The following is a 16,269-nucleotide window of genomic DNA, read 5'->3' as shown; positions in this document are numbered from 1 at the left end:
ATGGAACGGGTCGCGGACCGGGACACGGAACGGGTCGCGGACCGGGACACGGAACGGGTTGCGGACCGGAACAGGCTGCGGACCGGATCACAGACCGGACGTGGAACGGGTTGCGGGACGGGTTGCAGGACGGTGGCGGAGGCCCGGCCCGAAGGCGCATGCCGGAATGTGGCATCCTCCGCTCGCGTTTATGCTTGTCGACGCCGTACCATTAGCAGTCGCGCCAGTCGAGTGCCAATCGGCGCGGACCGAATGAGGAGGAGAGCGTGCCCACCTACCAGTACGCCTGCACCGCCTGTGACAACCAGTTCGAGATCGTTCAGAAGTTCTCGGATGACGCGCTCACCGTGTGCCCGAGCTGCCAGGGCGAGCTGCGCAAGGTGTTCTCTGCGGTCGGCATCGTCTTCAAGGGGTCCGGTTTCTACCGGACGGACAGCCGGTCGTCCGGTTCGAGCACGGTGAGCTCCACCACGTCGGGCTCCTCGAACTCCTCGGGCTCCTCGTCGTCCGCCGCGTCCTCCTCGGGGTCGACGGAGTCCAAGCCCGCCGCCGCTCCGGCCCCCGCGGCCGCCGCCTCCTGAGGAACGGGCGCGCGGCCGGCCCCACCCGCCGACGGCTCCCGTGTGACCGGCCCGCACCGGCCGCCCCGTCTCCGCGACCTGACGTGTGACCGGTCCGACGGCGGGCCGGTGCGCGGTCGGCCGGCTCCCCGGGCGGCCAGGCCCACCCGTCCTGCCCGCCCGGCCGGCTCCCCGGGCGGTCGGTCTCAGCGGGTCGCGGAGCGGCCGGTCTCAGCGGGTCGCGGGGCGGTCGGTCATCGCGCCGAGCATCTCCCCGGGCAGCCGGTCCAGCAGCTCGCGCAGTCCGGGGTGCTCTTCCGGAGCCCAGTCCCGGATCACCCGGGCAAGCCCTTCCCTGGCCTCCGCGACCAGGCGGTCGGCCACCCGTTCCCCCTCCGGGGTCAGCTCCAGAGCGAGGCCGTCCGCCGCCCGGCGGACCAGCTCGCGCTCCACCAGGTGGGCGACGTACGGGCGCCCCCTGTCGATGGTCACCCCCGCCCTCTCCGCAAGGTCCGCGCCCGCCTGCCGTCCCCGGGTGCCCAGGCGGGCGATCAGCCAGACCGAACCGGACGGCAGGTCGTGCAGGCCCGCCAGGTCGCCGAGCCGCCGGTAGTAGTCACGGCGCATGGCCTCGTCCGCCAGCCGCCACAGCCCCCTCTCCACCTCGTCGAGCGACGACCGCTCGGTGGGCACCGCGCCGTAGCCCTCGCCCGGGTCGGTCGCCTTGGTGGTCTCCCGCAGCGGCAGCTCGGGCAGGAGCCAGGCCGCCGCGAAGGCCAGCAGCGCCACCGGGGCGCCGAGCAGGAAGACCCGGGCGATCGCGTCGGAGTACGCCTCCAGGAAGGCGCCGGCGACCTCCGGCGGCAGCCGCCGGATGACCGTCGGGTCCTGCCGGACCGCGCTCTCGATGCCCGGCGGGAGCCGTACCGCGCGGGAGAGCGCGGCCAGGTCGCCGGAGAGCTGCGCGGTGAAGACCGAACCCGCCAGCGCGACGCCGAACGAGCCGCCGATCGCGCGGAAGAACGTGGCGCCCGAGGTCGCCGTCCCCAGGTCCTCGAAGCCCACGGCGTTCTGCACCACGATCACCAGGACCTGCATGACCATGCCGATCCCGACGCCCAGGACGAGCAGGCAGGCGCTCAGCTCCAGGGCCCCGATGCCGGGGTGGATGCGGGAGAGCAGGTACAGCCCGAGCGCCGCGGTCGCGGTGCCCGCGATCGGGAAGGCCTTGTAGCGCCCGGTGGTCGTGATGATCTGGCCGCTGACGATCGAGGAGACGAGCAGGCCGCCCATCATCGGCAGCAGGTGCAGGCCCGACATCGTGGGCGAGACCCCCTGCACGACCTGGAGGAAGAGCGGCAGGTAGGTGAGGGAGCCGAACATCGCCAGGCCCACGATGAAGCCGATCAGCGAGGCCACGTTGAAGACCCGCAGCGTGAACAGGTGCAGCGGGAGCACCGGCTCCGGCGCCCGGCGCTCGGCCAGCCACCACAGCACCGCCAGCGCCGCGGCGGCGACACCCAGCCCGATGATGACCGGACCGCCCCACGGGTAGGTGCTCCCGCCCCAGGTGGTGGCCAGCACCAGGCAGGCGGTGGCGCCGCCGAGGAAGGCGATGCCGGCGTAGTCGATGACGTGCCCGGTGGAGCGTACGCCGGCCGGCAGCGCCCAGGCCACCACGGCGAGCGCGAGCAGGCCGATCGGCAGGTTGACGTAGAAGACCCAGTGCCAGGACAGGTGGTCCACGAACAGTCCGCCGAGCAGCGGGCCGGCGACGCTGGAGACGGCGAAGACCGCGCCGAAGAACCCCTGGTACCTCCCCCGCTCGCGGGCGGGCACCACGTCCGCGACGATCGCCTGCGCGAGCACCATGAGCCCGCCGCCGCCGAGTCCCTGCAGCGCGCGGAACCCGATCAGCTGGCCCATGCCCTGCGCCAGGCCGCACAGGGCCGATCCGGCGAGGAAGATCACGATCGCGGCCTGGAAGAGGGTCTTGCGGCCGTACTGGTCGCCGAGCTTGCCCCACAGGGGCGTGGAGACCGTCGAGGCGAGCATGTAGGCGGTCACCACCCAGGAGAGGTGGTTCAGGCCGCCCAGGTCGCCGACGATGGTCGGGAGCGCGGTGGCGACGATCGTCTGGTCGAGCGCCGCCAGCAGCATGGCGAGCATGAGCGCCCCGATGATGAGCCCCAGCTCCCCCGCGGGCCTGCGCTCCGCCTCTCCCTCTCCGGGCATCGTCCTCCGGGCCCGCCGCGCACTCGTCTCGTTCCCCCGATCGACCATGGGGCAGGTCATACCCCGTGCACCCACACGGTCACATCGATCCCCGGAGTTATCCACAGGCTCCCCCTCCCCCCTCTTCCGAGGCGGCGGTGACGCTAGTGTCTGCGCCATGGTCAATCGCGCGGACGTCGGGGTCATCGGCGGTTCAGGGTTCTATTCGCTGCTCGACGACGTCACGGAGGTCACGGTCAGCACGCCGTACGGCCCGCCGAGCGACGTCGTCAGCATCGGTCGCGTCGGCTCGCGGGAGGTGGCGTTCCTCCCCCGCCACGGGCGCGACCACCGCTTCCCGCCGCACCGCATCCCCTACCGGGCGAATCTGTGGGCCCTGCGCTCCCTCGGCGTGCGCCAGGTCCTCGCGCCCAGCGCGGTCGGCTCGCTCCGCCCCGAGATCGGGCCCGGCGCCCTCGTGGTCCCCGACCAGCTCGTCGACCGCACCTCCGGCCGCGCCCAGACCTACTACGACGCCGGCGGCGTGGTCCACGTCCCCTTCGCCGACCCCTACTGCCCTACGGGCCGGGCCGCGGCCGTCGCCGCGGGCCGGGCCGCGGGGTGGGAGACGGTCGGCGACGGCACGCTGGTCGTCATCGAGGGCCCCCGCTTCTCCACCCGGGCCGAGTCCCGCTGGTTCACCGCCAACGGCTGGACGATCGTCGGCATGACGGGCTTCCCCGAGTCCCTCCTCGCCCGCGAGCTCGCCATGTGCTACACCTCGCTGTCCCTGGTCACCGACCACGACGCGGGTGTCGAGGCCGGCGAGGGGGTCACCCATGAGGAGGTCCTGGCCTTCTTCGCCGCCAACGTCACCCGCATGCGGTCCCTGGTCACCGACGTCGTCGGGTCCCTGCCCAAGGACCGCACCTGCCACTGCGCCACGGCCCTGGACGGCCTGCAGCTCCCCTTCGACCTACCCTGGTGACCTCCCGCCGCCGGGCCCTCTTCCCGTCCCGCCGGGCGCCCTTCCCGTCCCGCCGGGCTCCCTTCCCCGCCTCGACCGGTGACCTCCGCCCCCGCCTCCGGTGTTCCTTCCGCCCGGCGGCCTCCCGCCGCCTCCGGTGACCTCCTGTGGAGCCAGCCATGTCCGCCGTCCGTCTCCTTCCCGGCCTGCGTCTGCCGGGCCGTCTCCTTCCCGGCCGCCGCCTCCTCGGCCGCCGTCACCGCCTCGCCGCCGCCGTCCTCGCGGCCTTGGCCGCGGCGTGCGCCGTGGTCGGTCTGCGACCCGAGACCTCGTCGGTGACCGTGCTCGCGGCGGCCCGCGACCTGCCCGGCGGCGTCCTGTCCGCCGCCGACGTGGAACCGGTCGCCCTGCGGCCCGGTACGGCCCCCGACGGCGCCCTGCGGCCGGGCGCACCGGTCGCCGGACGGGTCCTGGCGGGTCCCGCGCGGCGCGGAGAGCCCCTCACCGACGTCCGGCTGCTCGGCCCGAGTCTGCTGGCCGCCCACGCGCCCGGCACGGTCGCCGCGCCGGTCCGCGTCGCCGACCCTGAGAGCGCCCGCCTGCTCTCCCCCGGAGACGTGGTGAACGTGCTCGCCGCGCCGACCGGCTGGGACGGCTCCTCCGCCCCGGCTCGGATCGTGGCCGAGGGCGTCCCCGTCCTCACCGTCCCCGCGGCCGGGAGCGACCGGGACGCGCTCCTCATGCTCGCCACGACCTCGGATCAGGCGGTCGAGCTGGCCTCCGCCCAGTCCGGCGGCCGGTTGTCGATCACGATCGCCCCTCCCCGGTGATGATCCGGCCGTGGCAGGGTAATAGCGCCCTCACCCCCGAAGACGAACGACCCCGGAGGCCGAAGGTCCCGGGTAAGGAGTGGTCATGCTGAGTGGATTCAAGAAGTTCCTGATGCGCGGCAACGTGCTCGACCTCGCCGTCGCGGTGGTCGTCGGCGCCGCCTTCACCGCCATCGTGAACTCCTTCGTCAAAGACCTCATCAACCCGCTCATCGCCGCCATCGTCGGCAAGCCCGACTTCAGCCACCTGACGCTGAAAATCGGCTCCGGCACGCTCACGTACGGCAACTTCCTCAACGCGGTGATCTCGTTCCTGCTGATCGCGGCGGTCATCTACTTCCTGGTCATCACCCCCTACGAGAGGATCACCGCCCGGTTCGCCACGCCGGAGGAGACGAAGCTGCGCGAGTGCCCCGAGTGCCTCTCGGAGATCCCCAAGGCCGCCGTCCGCTGCCGCCACTGCACCGCCCAGGTCGCCCCGATGACGTGACCGGATCCGGCGTTCGGATCCTCTCCGCCGCGGCCCGGACCGGACCGGTGGCCTCATCCGGCGGCTCCGGCCCGACACAGGCGGCCCCGGGCGCCCCGCCGGATCGCCTGTCACCGACCGGCCGGGGCCAGGCCTCCAGAAGGCCCGGCCGGTAGAAGGTTCAGCCGGCAGGAGGTTCAGCCGGCAGGAACCCGGTCGGCAGGAGGCCCGATCTACGAGCGGTCAGAGAAGCGAGCCGAGCTTCGGGTCGTACTCCCAGTGCCAGGGCTCGAAAGGACTGGAATACGCCCATTGAGGGTGGATCCACCCGAACTTCTTGCCGTTGGCCTCCACCCAGTTGAACTCCGCCGAGCGGAAGTTCTGCACGCCTCCGCACAGGTCGACGGCGAGCCCCAGTCCGTGGTTGCTGCGGCCCGGGACGGCGGCCAGGCCGGGACGGCGATAGTAGACCGACTGCTGCTCGGCCAGGTTCCGGTAGGCGTCCGTCACGCACATGGGCTTGCCGAATCTCTTGCGGTAGGACTCGTTCATGCTGATGAACGCGATCGCCGCGTCGGCCCGGAGCTGGTGGCCGGGCTGCTGGAGGGGGCACAGGTAGGCCTTCGGGATCAGGCCGTTGGGGAACTCCCCCGCCGAGTTCACCTTCGTCGGGTCGCACCCGAGCGCCGCCCGGCCGACCTTGTCGATCTTGATTCCCAGCTTCACGAGTGCCTTGGTGAGCGTCTTCACCAGCTTGTCCGAGCGCGCCTGGAGCGTCTTGATCTCCGCCCCCATCTGGGCCTCCGCCAGCAGCGTCCCCGCCCGCAGCTCCTGCGCCTCGGCCGCCAGCCGCTCCCGCTCGGCCTGCAGGCGACTGCTCTCCTCCAGCACCTGGTTCCGCTCGGCGATGAGCTGGGTGACCCCCGTCATGGCACGGAGCGTGTCACCGCTGGAGTCTCCGGACAGCAGGCCCGTCACGTCCCCTCCGGCCGGCTGCTGGTAGAGCAGCCCGATGAGGTCGGACAGCGGCTGCCGTACCTGGGCGAAGGCCCGTTCCGCGGTCTGCAGTTCCCGCAACTTGGCGGTCAGCGCCTTCTGCGCCTCACGGATCTTCGTGCGTCTCTGTTCCAGCGCCTTGGTGGCGACCTCCAGGTCCTTCGCCGCCTTCTCGGCGTCCCTGCGGAGCTCGGTGAGGTTCACCGGATCACGCCGGGCGGCGGCCCGGCTCCCGGCGGGTACGCCCCGCCACCCACCGGCCGGGGACCCCAGACCGATCGGGGAGTTCGGGACGGCCAGGGAGGTCGGGACGGCCGAGGAGTCCAAGCCGGCCGGCGGGTTCACCACCCGGTCCGCGACGGCCCGGGGTTGCGCGTGCGCCCGCCCCGCCACGGCCTCGGCCTTCACCGGTGACCGCTGCGCGGTGGCGACCCCCGGAACGAGGGAAGTCATCGTCGCGACGACGACGATCAGACCCGCTGATCGACGAGGTAGCACGTTCGACCCCTCCGTTTGCGAACTCGTGACCCGGGTCAGGCACGCACGTTACTACAGCTCACCGGATGCCCGAACCAGACTCTTCACGGCCGCTATGCACCGAACGCCCCATTTAGCAAGCTCCGTCCCTGACTTCCCGCCGATCGCACCCGGGGGGATCACGGAGCGTCTCCGGCCCCCCACCCGCCGCGGGAGCCCTCAGACCTTCTGCCGGTTGCCGTCCAGGCAGATCTCCCAGAGCCAGGTGTCCCGCCATTCCTGCGAGCACTCCGCCTCCGCGTCCGCCGACTCCTCGGACGACGGCGTCGGTGAAGGCGTGGGGGACGGCGCGGGCGCCCGATCCGGCGCCTCCCCGTCCGTGGACTCCGCAGGCCCCTGTGCGCGCCCCGTACCCGGCCCGTGCGCCTTCTCCGGCGGCTTCTCCCCGCCTCCTCCGGAGCCCCGCCGCTTCCGCCTGCCTTCGGCCGCCTCCGCCGCTCTCCCCGCCTCTTCGGAGGGACCCGCGGGCCGGAGGTAGACCAGGCTGACCGTCTCCGGCGGCATCCAGCCGTCATACACCCGATAGGGCCGCAAGGGCGGCGGCACGAAACTGGGCTCCGTCATCCGGTTCCCGACCAGCTCACTTTCCGTCACCGCACCCCGGGTCACCGTACGACCGGTCGTCGCACCGCCGTTCGCCGTGCCATCGGACGGCGCGTCGTCCACCGCTCCACCCTCACCCGCCGACTCGCCCCCGGCCGCCCTGGTCGCGACGGGGACCCTGGACGTCCCGGAGGACCCCGGCGATCCGGCCGCGATCGGAGCGGCACCACCGGACGCTTCTCCCGCCTGCACGTCCACGGCGGTTCCGCTCACCACCAGGTCGTAGCCGGTGACCTCGGCCATCATGAGGCCGCCCGCCAGCAGGGCCGGCACCAGCATCGCCACGCCCAGCACCATCGGCCGCGATGCTCGACGACCGGGAATCCGCTTCCGCCGCATTCTGATCACAGAGCGTGACAGTAGCCATGCGGACGCCACGGCGGCTCACCCGCTTGTCATCCCTTTGACCCGCCTCAGGAAAGCGATGACCCGCCGCCGCCATCTCCTCTCGCTCCGACTGGGCACAGACTCGACATCTTCGCTACTCTTACAGACAGCCCTTGCCTCCGTAGCTCAGGGGATAGAGCACCGCTCTCCTAAAGCGGGTGTCGCATGTTCGAATCATGCCGGGGGCACCACCGTGACCAGCCGCCAGGCCCCTGACCAGGGGCTTGGCGTGTGCCCTCCCAGCGATCACATGCAGTCGGGTGCCGTCGTGTGCAGCCGTAGGCCAGTGATCGCGAACCATACGCGATCCGATCTTGACAGCGTTTTCCCAGGTCGTAACCCGCGTCTCAGCCTCTCACGGGATGAGCCGACGCCTTGGAGCGACATGACCCCACAGCGAGTGCCACGGCCGCGAGAATGTACGCCACCGCGGCCAGCATGGCGATTCCGGGTTCCCCAGCGCTGACATAGAAGTCCGGCTGAGCGCCAGCGCTGACATCGTCCGTGAGGACATCGCGGGGAAGCTCTCCGAGGAAAAGCGCCAAATTGATCACCGCCATGACACCGAGAACAACCGCGACGACCGCCCCCACCGGCCACCACCGGCGGCAGCAGACGGCCACGAGCAGGACCAGCAGCGGCAGGCCGCCGGTGACGAAGGCGTCCAGGGCGAAGAGCGAACGCGCGGCGGCAGCGACGAAGAGGGCCGTGAAGGAGACGAGCGGCGTGTAATCTGCGCCGCCGCTCTCGGTCGCGGCCATGAGCGCCCAGGGCGCCAGTGAGGCGACCACCGCCAGGGCGAACCATGGCCATGCGCGACGGGCCGTGAACTTGCGGCTCAGCTGCTCGGACGCCGGAGAAGTATGCCAGGCGCCAGACATGCCGAAGGCCCCGGAACAGGTCCAGGACCTTCAATGTGGATCATGAATTAGTCATCGAGAGCATCGGAGATCTGTCGGTTGGCACGGGACCGCTGTCCCTCGATGCACTTGGCGTAGACGCTCAGGAGCACGTCGACGCTGTGCCCCGCCCGCTTGGCCACCTCGGTTGCCGGGACCCCGGCGTTGAGCCACAGGGACACGGCGGCGTGCCGCAGGCCGTACGGCCGGGTCGCGAGCGGCCAGGCGACCTGCTCGGCGGTGAGGGCCCGCCGCCGGGCTTCCTGCCGGACGCCGAGTAGGCAGAGGAGGAGAACGGGCGCCCCTCGGAGGTCCGGAACCGGCCCCCGTCGCCGGCGTCACCCGGCACGCCGCACAGCAGCGCGCGGCGACCGGTACCGCGATCGCCGCGCGGGCCGGGCGGCCGCGCCGGGACCGCCGTCCACAGGATCATGATCATCGAGACACGGGAGCGAAGAACATTTCGACCGGTCGGCAGAACATGGCCGCCGACGGATCCGGCCGCCGCGGTGAATCCCGATGCCCCGCCCCCGCGGAGAGGGCGCAACGGCTTCGGAGTGCGGAACTCCTCCGTTTCCTCTCGGCCTCCGGGGAGTCGTGACGGGTTTCCTCCGCCCCTCCCGGGAACCGTGACGGCAGAGGACGGAAGGAAATCGAAAACCGCGGGGTCCGGCGTGAACCGACTATGATCGCGGGATCGGGGTACGGTGGCCGCACCGCTTCTGGTAGCCCTTCTTACCGGAGCGGGCTCCGCAAGCCGCCACATCCGAGCCCGTTGATTTGAAGAACCACCGCGAACCGCTAAGGTACGCCCCACCACAACATATCTGGAGCATGACATGGCTAAGAAGGTCGTGGAGACTTTCGTTGACGACCTCGACGGCGGCGAGGCATCGGGCACCGTCTCCTTCACCCTCGAAGGATCCGCCTACGAGATCGACCTGAGCGACGAGAACGCCGACAAGCTGCGCAAGGCGCTGGCTCCCTTCATCAACGCCGCCCGCCCGGTCCGCCAGGAGCGGCCGGGCCGCGGTCGCCGGGGAAGCACCGCGGGCAGCCGCTCCATGGACCGCGAGAAGAGCGCCAAGGTCCGCGAATGGGCCAAGGCGCAGGGCCTGAACGTCAGCGAGCGCGGCCGGATCGCCTCATCGATCGTGGAACAGTACGAGGCGGCCCACTGAAAAAAGGTCCGGCCCCCTCCGAAGAGGGGGCTTTTTATCGTCCGCGACCGGAGGACATCACCGGAACCACCGCACCGGCGCCAAGCGACCGACCCTGATTCGGGGCTCCGGAGCGCCTTGACAGGTCGTCATCGGTGAAGGGGATCCGAAATCCCGCTTGTCGTCGCCGAAGTGCCCTTGAAGCGCCCTTGGGCGTCATCTCCGGAAACGGCCGTCCGGCTTCACCTCGTACCGCGTCGGCTTTCCTGACCGCCCGCCCGACAGCCGCCGGTACGGCGCAGCCCTCGGTGAGACCTTCGGCGTGACGGAACCGAAGATCCGCCTCCACGCAAAGGACGTGGTCCCGCGCATAAGCCCGGTCGCGCATAAGCCCGGTGAGCTGACGGGCTGACGGGCTGACGAACTGGCGGCCTGACGGGCTGGTCGGCGCGGGTCATCGTCACTGTCGTGATCGTCCTGTCTCGCCCTGCCCGACGCCAGGAGGACTCCGGCGTCCCCTGCCTCATGGCAGTCCGGCAGAGAGGGCTTCCGTGGACACGACCCGTGATTCACCCCGACGTCACAGTGCGACCCATTCCGTACATGCGATTTCGCTTCTGTTCCCGGCCTTGCCGCAAGCCCGCAGCGTGTATCCAGCGGACCTGACCGGAAACGTCAACGCGCGGCGCATTTTCCAGGGGACCCTCGTCACGTGCAGCTGCTCCCACGTTCTTCCCCCGTCGCCGGACCGGTCCAGCCAGACCGAGTCCCTCGGGGAGCCGTTCGAGAGGTAACCGGAGGCGTAGGGGTCGTCGGAGCTGACGTAGAGACGTATCCTCCTGCCGAACAGGAAGACGGAGCGAATCGGATGGGCGCGTCCGACGACGCGAACGAACGAATAATATGCCCGTGCCTCCGCTCGACATACCACGCCCTGGGCGGACCGCCATCCGCTGTAGCGGTTGCAGGTCGCGTTCATATCATTTCTGAAGTTCTCGTCTATGCGCCGGCGGCCTTCCTTCGTGAATCGGTTCTGCTGCTTGTAGTTACGGTATCCGAAGTCGTGGCGCCGGCAGGAGGCGGTGAAGTCGAAGACGCCCTGGTCGCCAATGAAGGAGCAGTCGTCGGAACTCCAGATCAGCGGCTCGTCGGGGCGGTCCCTCTTCTCGTCCGACGCCGCCGAGAAATCGGCGAGGGAGGAGTCGAACAGATATCTGTCGGTCATCGCCTCAAGGGTCTCGGTGGACCCGGCCGGTGTCGCCGCCGCAGCGGGCAGGCCTCCGGAGAAGAGCAGCGCTCCCAATCCCGAGACCCAGAGCGCGTTCAGGGCGCGACGAAATCCGCGAGGCATTTTTCTCCTTCGGCCGAAATCGATGCACGACACGCCGTGTACCGCGATTAATCTATATCAGCCGATCCGCCGGGACTCAAGCCATCGGTCATGAAAGTATGGCCTGTTCGACATTCGATCCATGCCGGCCCCGAATATTGACAGCATCGACCCATCCGTGGTTAAAGATCGGCTAATGCGACTACGGCACCCACGCCGTGCATTCGGTGCGGCCCGACATCCTGCCACAAGCGCGGATACGCCCTTTATTGAATGCATATGCACCGGTATGCGAACCGTCGAGGACGTCACGGGATCCCAGCAGCGCGCTCCCCTCGCGGGTGATCCGCTCCAGCCATACCCGCGTCCGGACCTGTGGGCTCGTGATCAGGGCCCAGGCGCACGCCGGGTCCGACGACCAGCGGAGTCTGAAGCTCGCAGAACCACCCGGGGAAACGATCTGGACGGGCATGCCCTCCCGAAAGTCCCGCTGCAGCTCTCCGACCCGCTGGCGACGCCCCAGATAACCGTCGCACGCATCGACCGGCGGTAGGGAGTGAACGAGGTACGGCGCCATCATCGACAGCGCCATCACCGCCCCCACGGCACCCCGGAACGGGAGGGACGGCACCACCGCCGGCGCCGGGCGGTGCTCGTCGGAGAAAAGGAGAAGCCATCCCCGGGCGACCAGGAACCTGGCGGTGGCACTGGTCAGGAGATACCAGATCCCCGTTTCCACGCCCACCGCGAACCACGCTTCCCGCGCCATTTCGGAAAACTGGTCGAACATCTCCCCCGAGCCGGGAAGATTGCGGATGGAAAAGCCTTCGAAGCCCCCCATGAACGTGGCCGCGACGAACAAGACCGTGCCGGCCGCGTTTCCCGACACCACGGCCAGGAGGGCCGCCCCCACCGAGGAGAGCAGCGCGTCACGGTGGAGGGCCGGCCGGGCGTCGGGCACCGCGATGGAAGGAGCCAGGATGGTCTGCCATGCCGCGACGCCTCCGGCCCCTACGGCGACCATCGCTCCTGCGATCAGGTGACCGGACACGACCGTGACCAGGAGCCCCGCTCCGGCCGCGAGTCCGAAGGCGACGACCTTGCGGCCCCTCTCCGGTGGGACCGGACCCAGCGTGATCGGCCACAGGCCGCGGGCGCACACCCTCCGGTCGGCCCCCGCTCCGAGCACCAGCCCGACGATCGCCCCGTACCCCCAGCCGAATCCGGCCGCCGCCACCGCACCGGTGACGGCCGCGCACAGCAACGGCTGAAGCAGCGCCGGAGCGCGCAGGTGCGCCTCCCACCTCGCGGCTGGTTCCGGCGGGCCGGGGGCGGATCGTTCCGGTGGGGCGAGCCGGCAGTAGACCGCCAGCAGCGCACCCACCGCCAAGATCGCCAGCGCAGGCGACACCAGGGCCGGCGTCCCGTAGGGCAGGGCCTCGTGCCATCCCAGGAGCACGCCCTGCGTGACCGCCACCACGAGTGATCCGGCCGACCCCAGAGCCGCCCAGGCCGCGTACGTCGCCGTCCTCGTCCGCGTGATCCCGCGCAGCAGCTCCGCCGGGTCGGGACGTTTCTCTGCCGCCTTGTCCAGCGATCGGGCCACCGGCGCCCGTAGGTGCGGATCCAGCCCCCGGAGTTCCGGGGGGGCGCTCATGATGGCGTGCCGGAGTTCGTGCTCGTTCGTACCGGAGAAGGGCCAGCGCCCGGTGCCCGCGAAGGCGACGACCACTCCCCAGGCGAACACGTCCGTGGCGAGCCGCGGTTCCGTACCGTCCCACTGCTCGGGCGCCATGAGCTGCGGTGTGCCCGGCTGGCCTTCTCCCCGGGTCAGATCGAGCGGATCACGCAGACTGCGCGCGAGCCCGAGATCGATGATGCAGGCTCCGTGAGCCGACAAGATGATGTTCGAGGGCTTGATGTCGCGGTGGGCGATTCCCAGCCGGTGGAACTCGATGATGCCCCGGAGCAGGTCGACGGCGAGCCGCTTCAGCCTAGGCGCGGGCAGGCGTTCAAGACGTTCGATCTCCTGGGCGAGGGTCGGGCCCGCCACGTACTCGGTGACCAGATACGGGCGAGGTGACGTGTGGTCGGCCTCCACCAGCGTGAGCGTGTGAGGGCTCCGGAGCAGCTTCGTGTTGGCGATCTCGCGGGCGAACCGCAATCGGAAATCGGACCGCTCGGCCAGATGCTCATGGACGACCTTCACCGCCACCGGCCGCCCGTCCGGTGCGCTCGCCAGGTACACCGTGCCCATGCCGCCTGCGCCGAGACGCCGCAGCAGCCGGTACGGGCCGATGTCCTCCGGATCGTCCTGCCGGAGCGGGGTGCCCGGCCGTTCCTCGCTGCTCCCGGCGCTCATCGGGGCCTACCGGTAAGGCCGGGATGGGGGACGGAGGGGAACTCCTGGTGCCACAAGGCGGCCGAGGGCAGCGCGGAGGGCGAGGTGTACAGTCGTGTCAGCACCGCATCCGGGTCGATGTCCCACAGGTATACGATCTTGTCGTCGCCCCCCGCAGCCAGCGACTTCCCGCCGGGACCGAACGCCGTGCTCCACACGGGCCCCCGATGGCCGGACAACGGCGTGGAGACAACGGTGTCCTCCAGCGCCCACAACCGCACCGTCGCGTGTCCGTCGCCGGCGTTCCCGGTGGCGAGCATGGCGCCGTCCGGGCTGAACGACACGGAATGGTTGGTCTCACGGGTGCGGCTGTCGAAGCCGCCGAACTCGTCCACGGGATCACCCGGACCCGAGGGGTCGGTGATCCGCAGGCGCCGTACCGGATTGCGTCCGCCGATCTCGCTGCTGACCACCGCCACGGCGCGGTCGTCTCCGGGGTCATGCGCGATGTCACCGATGTACCCGAATTTACCGGGCACGCGCAGGACCGGCTCCTCCACCGGCGCCGGGTCGGGGCGGCCGGGGTCGAGATCGTCGAGACGCCACAGTTTGATCAGGGGTCCGTCCTCGGCGTCTCCCGCCGTCACGAGCACCCGGTCGGCCGAGCAGAAGGCCACCCCCCACACATACGGGGGTGGCTGTGCGGGGGCCGCGTGATGCATCACCTGTCTCAGCGGTCTGGTCAGGTCGGCGGGGTTCCATATCCTGGCGACACCGTCGGACCCCGCCGTGGCCAGCAGGCGGCCGTTCCGGCTGAACCGCAGCCGCAGCACCTGCGACCCCCTCTCGTGGGCCTCGAACCGCCGAGGCCTCCAGGCGCCTTTCCGGACGTCGCCCACCGTCACCCGGCCGTCCGCGCCGCCGAGGAGCAGCGTGCCGCCGGGGCCGAACGCGACGCTCAGGACCTCCGCGCCGTTGCTCAGCATCACCGGGGTGAGGCCGCGGCCCGGGATGTCCCACAGTCTGGCCGTCCCGTCCGAACCCGCGCTGGCCAGCATGCCGCTCACCGGATGGAAGGCCAGCCCTTTCACCGGAGCGGCATGGCCCTCCAACGTCCTGACCGGGGAATGCCGCAGCAGGTTGGCCCGGGTGAGGGGGGTGGGCCGTATCAGGTAGGCGGCCAGGTCCAGCCTGCGCGCCAGCGCCGCGTCGTCAGCCCGCAGACCATCGGCCCTCGCCGCCACCGCGTTCGCCTGGCTCTCCCGGTCACCGCGCAGGCCGGGCGCGGGGGGTACGGAGTCGGCGGCCAGTCCCAGGCCGGCCAAGGCCGCGGCCGCGGTTCCCAGGACGGTCCTGCGGCCGATCCGCTCGGTCGTCCGTTCCGGCGGAGCGGGCGGCGCGGCCGGGTCGGCGGGCGCGTTCAACCGGGCGGAGAGCTCCACGATGGTGGGGCGGGCAGCGGGATCCCGGTGCAGAGCGGCCTCCACCACGGCGTGCATCGCCCCGTCGAGACCGGTCAGATCGGGCGCGCCCCGCAGAATCGAACGGCGCAGCTCGGGTTCGCTCTCCCCGGGGAACGGCCGGCGCCCGGTCCCGGCGTACGCGACCAGGCATCCCCAGGCGAACACGTCGGCCGCCGCGGCGGCCCGTCCGCCCTGCCACCGTTCGGGGGCGAGAAGCCAGACGGTTCCGGCCGGCCGCCACGCCTGCGCCTCCCGCGCGGTTCGGGACGCGCCGAGGTCTATCAGTTGCGGACCGCTGCTGGAGAGGATGACGTTGGCCGGGCTCAGGTCACCGTGTGCGATCCCGGCCCGGTGCAGGTCCCCGAGAGCGGTCAGCAGGTGAACGGCCAGCTGACGCAGGGCGGTCCCGCTGAACGGTCCTCGCCGGCGGACGCGTTCGCCGAGCGTCGGCCCGTCGGCGAACTCGGTCACCAGGTAGGGCCGGACCGCTTCGAGGTCCGCGGCCAGCACGGCGGGCACGTGGGCGCTGCGAACGGCACGGCCGTGGGCGGCCTCCCGAGCGAAACGCGCCCGGGTCTCCTCGTCGTCCCGCAGGTGCCGGTGCAGCATCTTCACCGCGACCGGCTTTCCCGCGTCGTCCTCGCCCAGGTAGACCGTACTGTCACCGCCCAGGCTGAGGCGGTGGCGCAGAGTGTAGGCGCCGGCGCTCGGCGGATCCGACTCCGTGAGCGGCATCGCCCGCTCCGGGTTCCACCGGCGGAAGACCAGGGGGGTCACAGGGCCGGAGCCCCCGGTCTTCCACCCCGACCCGGGAAACGACGGCGGAGGCGTCGGCGGGTAGAGATCGCGTCCGGGGACGCGGCTGGGCGAGACTCCGGGGAAAGCGGGGCTCTGCGAGGGCTTGGCCCGGCCCGAGCGCACCTCTTCCATCGCGGCCAGCAACCGGTGACGCGCCTCGTCCTCGACGAGCCCCACCAGGTCGACCCAGACGATTCCGCCGAGGATGGTGGGCGTACGGAATTCGGTGATCCTGATCGGAATCAGTTTCCGGCCGGATCCGCCGGGGTCGGCCCGCAGCGCCGCGGTCCACTCGATTTTTCCGTAGTCGGACTCCAGATAATCCTCCGACAGGACCGCGAGGGTGCGCTCGGCCTTCCTGACGCCCATTTCCATGTCGGCCAGCCAGTGATTCCCCGGGAGGATGTCCCATCGCTGCAGCAGGACGTGGTACTCGGCGGCCTCCAGCTGCCAGGCGATCCATTCCGCCCAGGCCGCGTCCGCACTTGTGTAGGAGACGAAGAAATCCCAGCGACCCGTCATCGCCCCGTCCCATGATCTTGAACGGCATCGGCCATAAGCCTACATCCGATCACCCCGCATAAGGCAATGAACGTCAACTCTTGACACGAAAGATCATCAAAGAGTTTAACGGGCTCCTCTATTGGGAGAAATAAGGCGACTTGATATGTGACTATGATGAATTATCCGATTGCCGCATGTCCAAGCATTCATC

The 16,269-nt window shown here is 70.7% G+C and carries 13 protein-coding genes and 1 tRNA gene; 6 read left to right on the top strand and 8 right to left on the bottom strand.

The features are described from left to right. The first annotated feature begins 266 nt into the window (after positions 1-266). Entirely contained in the window at positions 267-581 is a 315-nt protein-coding gene (locus tag HS045_RS11995) for an FmdB family zinc ribbon protein (protein WP_196451340.1), read from the top strand. 210 nt (positions 582-791) lie between these two features. Here the strand turns inward: HS045_RS11995 and HS045_RS11990 are convergent, their stop codons facing one another. Further along, complete coding sequence (locus HS045_RS11990) at positions 792-2,843, bottom strand: MDR family MFS transporter (RefSeq protein WP_307827480.1); 2,052 nt, start codon at positions 2,841-2,843, stop codon at positions 792-794. Between the two features lie 109 nt (positions 2,844-2,952). Between HS045_RS11990 and HS045_RS11985 the strand changes: the two genes are divergently transcribed. The 3 genes from HS045_RS11985 (at position 2,953) to mscL (ending at position 5,061) form a co-directional block, all read left to right on the top strand. Further along, the gene (locus HS045_RS11985; protein WP_196451338.1) at positions 2,953-3,762 is read left to right on the top strand and encodes an S-methyl-5'-thioadenosine phosphorylase; all 810 of its coding nucleotides are present in this window, start codon (positions 2,953-2,955) and stop codon (positions 3,760-3,762) included. Positions 3,763-3,920: 158 nt separating this feature from the next. Beyond that, entirely contained in the window at positions 3,921-4,571 is a 651-nt protein-coding gene (locus HS045_RS11980) for a flagellar biosynthesis protein FlgA (protein ID WP_196451337.1), read from the top strand. An 85-nt stretch (positions 4,572-4,656) separates the two neighbouring features. Beyond that, a complete protein-coding gene (gene mscL, locus HS045_RS11975; protein WP_196451336.1) occupies positions 4,657-5,061 on the top strand; it encodes a large conductance mechanosensitive channel protein MscL in 405 nt (134 codons plus the stop codon). 222 nt (positions 5,062-5,283) lie between these two features. On the opposite strand, the gene HS045_RS11970 is transcribed toward mscL, so the two are convergent. After that, complete coding sequence (locus HS045_RS11970; protein ID WP_196451335.1) at positions 5,284-6,489, bottom strand: M15 family metallopeptidase; 1,206 nt, start codon at positions 6,487-6,489, stop codon at positions 5,284-5,286. Between the two features lie 243 nt (positions 6,490-6,732). Continuing rightward, positions 6,733-7,461 carry a hypothetical protein gene (locus HS045_RS11965; protein ID WP_230884006.1) on the bottom strand — a complete coding sequence of 243 codons (729 nt, stop codon included), beginning with the start codon at positions 7,459-7,461 and terminating at the stop codon, positions 6,733-6,735. Between the two features lie 217 nt (positions 7,462-7,678). On the opposite strand from HS045_RS11965, the gene HS045_RS11960 reads away from it, so the two are divergent. Then, positions 7,679-7,754: transfer RNA gene (locus HS045_RS11960), tRNA-Arg, on the top strand. A 156-nt stretch (positions 7,755-7,910) separates the two neighbouring features. Here HS045_RS11960 and HS045_RS11955 read toward each other — a convergent pair. Both HS045_RS11955 and HS045_RS11950 read right to left on the bottom strand, forming a co-directional pair. Next, positions 7,911-8,324 carry a hypothetical protein gene (locus HS045_RS11955; RefSeq protein WP_196451333.1) on the bottom strand — a complete coding sequence of 138 codons (414 nt, stop codon included), beginning with the start codon at positions 8,322-8,324 and terminating at the stop codon, positions 7,911-7,913. Positions 8,325-8,491: 167 nt separating this feature from the next. Further along, the gene (locus HS045_RS11950) at positions 8,492-8,644 is read right to left on the bottom strand and encodes a hypothetical protein (protein ID WP_196451332.1); all 153 of its coding nucleotides are present in this window, start codon (positions 8,642-8,644) and stop codon (positions 8,492-8,494) included. 657 nt (positions 8,645-9,301) lie between these two features. On the opposite strand from HS045_RS11950, the gene HS045_RS11945 reads away from it, so the two are divergent. After that, positions 9,302-9,643, top strand: a complete 342-nt coding sequence (locus HS045_RS11945) for an Lsr2 family protein (protein WP_196451331.1) — start codon at positions 9,302-9,304, stop codon at positions 9,641-9,643. Between the two features lie 559 nt (positions 9,644-10,202). Here the strand turns inward: HS045_RS11945 and HS045_RS11940 are convergent. The 3 genes from HS045_RS11940 to HS045_RS11930 all read right to left on the bottom strand — a co-directional run bounded on the left by HS045_RS11940 (position 10,203) and on the right by HS045_RS11930 (position 16,076). After that, a complete protein-coding gene (locus tag HS045_RS11940) occupies positions 10,203-10,847 on the bottom strand; it encodes a phospholipase (protein ID WP_196451330.1) in 645 nt (214 codons plus the stop codon). Positions 10,848-11,154: 307 nt separating this feature from the next. Then, positions 11,155-13,314 carry a serine/threonine-protein kinase gene (locus HS045_RS11935; RefSeq protein ID WP_196451329.1) on the bottom strand — a complete coding sequence of 720 codons (2,160 nt, stop codon included), beginning with the start codon at positions 13,312-13,314 and terminating at the stop codon, positions 11,155-11,157. Further along, positions 13,311-16,076 (bottom strand): TIR domain-containing protein, encoded by a 2,766-nt coding sequence (locus HS045_RS11930; RefSeq protein WP_196451328.1) that lies wholly within the window; start codon positions 16,074-16,076, stop codon positions 13,311-13,313. The genes HS045_RS11935 and HS045_RS11930 overlap by 4 nt, the downstream gene beginning before the upstream one ends. Positions 16,077-16,269 lie beyond the last annotated feature (193 nt).

Source organism: Planomonospora sp. ID82291, assembly GCF_015711645.1.
Classification (GTDB): domain Bacteria; phylum Actinomycetota; class Actinomycetes; order Streptosporangiales; family Streptosporangiaceae; genus Planomonospora.
The sequence above is the reverse complement of the archived record's forward strand: the minus strand, read 5'-3'. Positions and strand labels throughout refer to the sequence as shown.